Genomic DNA, 2,095 nt, shown 5'->3' with positions numbered 1-2,095 from the left:
GGGCCACTGCTGATTCAATTCTTGGACTGTTTGGAACCAGACTTTTTTCTGATATCCACATTTAGCTGTTTTTCGGCGATGTTAATCATGGTTTCCAAAGCCGTATTCTTGAGTTGCAGCTTATCTATTTGTGCCTGGGCTTCTAATAATTGCTTTTTCAGCTCTTCCACTGACTGTTTGGCCTTTTTCATAGAAGGAAAAGGTTTAGGTTTGAAATGGCGAAGCAGTCGGATCTTAAAATACCACCGGTTCCACCTACTAAATTTTGTTTTTGACAAGATATACTTTTTTCTTGCTTGTTGTAGGCAATAGAAGCCGGAGCGGACTTCTTCTACTATCTTTCGCTTTTCAAGCGGAGAATAGGACTTCTTAGCGGTTTTGGTTAATTTTCTTCTAGTCATCACTTTACAGGGTTAGTGTAAAGTTATTTCAGGAATTGACCGGAAGTTCAATAAGTAGCAATATGTAAAGCAGCCTATTTAGGAATTGATCCTGGTTCAGCGAATAAATTACCTACCGCTCCCCTTTGCTCAAAGGATTCAATCACCTGTTTTTCTAAGGGAGTCTGCAACAGATAAGGATTATTCTGCCAGAACTCTGGCTTGTAAGGTAGGCTTTGAATTAGTTCACTATCCTCTTTGCTTGTCTCTGCTTGGTTTCTGTCTATATTTAGTGAGTCCCTGTAAGCATAGAAGGTGATAAGCGAACGGGTAGTGATTCTGCGGGTGATCGTTTTACTGACCGCATAGTTCATGGTATGCTCGATCTGCAAGTAATCTGGCACTAGCAAGGTATCATGCAAGAGTTTAAAAGCTATATCGTAGACTCGCTCATAGTTACTCCACCTCCGTTTAGGGCCCGACACCTCAATGAGCCGTAGCTTAGGGTCTTTGAGCTCTCCCTTCATGCGCAAGATGTCATAGTTGTCCAGATCAATCCACAGCTGACCGGCTAAAGCTACTTGCTTGACGTTGGTTAAGGGCTTAAAGGCTACAATAGCTACTCTTCTCCCATTGGTTTGCAGGATCTTGCTTAGAGAAAGTACATACTTCTTGAGGCTATATTTGTTAGAAGGAGTCAGAAAGGGAGTAGTTGGGGACTCCCCCAGCAAATTAAATGTTTGAGAAAGAAAGGTAAAGTTATCCGTATAGACATATTTATTCCTTGCAAGATCTCCACTAATGGCATATCTACCTTCTAACGGTTGCCATTCTTGGATGCCTGTAGTGGATACCTGCGTGTGATAGAATATTTCATAAACTTCCGAGTAAACGCTGTCATTGCTAGTGGTTTGCCGATAAAAAGCTTGGGCAAAGGCTTTATGGGTAGCTTGTTGCCTTGCTTTGTTGAAAGCTGCTAACAACAGGGTTTGCAGATACCGCCTATCTGGTTGAGCGGCAATGGTCACTTCTGCTAACAGGATCCTGCCAGGGGTTAGCTTGACTAAAAGAGTAGGGCTATAATCTTTCAGCAGCAGCTGGGCGCTTTGATAGCCTACATACGAAAAATGCAATTTGACAGGCAAGCTATCTACGGTGATCTCAAAATCTCCCTCTTCATTAGCAGAAGTGCCCGTAAGACAGGTTTCACAGCTGATATGAGCAAAAGAGAGCGGTTGTCCGCTTTGTGCATCGATCACCTTTCCGGCTAGTTTCATCGACGTTTGAGAAAAACAGCAATGGACAGATAAAGTGCAGACTAGCAGCCATAGCAAACGCATAAGCAGGGAATGTTACATTTCTCATGATTCATTACTATTCGGCTTACAGGCAAAGCAATTGTAATAATTGATCGAAACAGATGGCTATCCATCAACTAAGTTAGAGGGCAACTGGCTTATGGGGTGAGTTAGTTAATATTTACTTAAAAGTCAAGGTGAGTTCCAATGGGTGCATGAAACTTTTTCTTATTATCATACTTCAGCAAACCTTTTCTCCTGAAATTGAACATAGTAGGCTTTCACAAAAGGTAAAGTTTCATGCACCCCTGCTCTAAGACTTAAGCCTATTTCTACTCTAACGGCATCACTAAAAAAATGAATTTTTTGAAGTTACATAAATGGAATTATGTAAAGGAAGGGGCCAGAGGGGAATGA

At 41.7% G+C, this 2,095-nt stretch carries 2 protein-coding genes; both read right to left on the bottom strand.

The genetic code is table 11. The annotated features are described in order from the left end of the window. Positions 1-14: 14 nt before the first annotated feature. A complete protein-coding gene (locus Q0590_RS37125; protein ID WP_302042746.1) occupies positions 15-191 on the bottom strand; it encodes a hypothetical protein in 177 nt (58 codons plus the stop codon). A 284-nt stretch (positions 192-475) separates the two neighbouring features. Continuing rightward, positions 476-1,720, bottom strand: coding sequence for a carboxypeptidase-like regulatory domain-containing protein (locus tag Q0590_RS37120; RefSeq protein ID WP_302042745.1), 1,245 nt, complete (start codon positions 1,718-1,720; stop codon positions 476-478). Between the last annotated feature and the right edge of the window lie 375 nt (positions 1,721-2,095).

This window comes from Rhodocytophaga aerolata (assembly GCF_030503435.1).
Lineage (GTDB): Bacteria > Bacteroidota > Bacteroidia > Cytophagales > 172606-1 > Rhodocytophaga > Rhodocytophaga aerolata.
The sequence above is the reverse complement of the archived record's forward strand: the minus strand, read 5'-3'. Positions and strand labels throughout refer to the sequence as shown.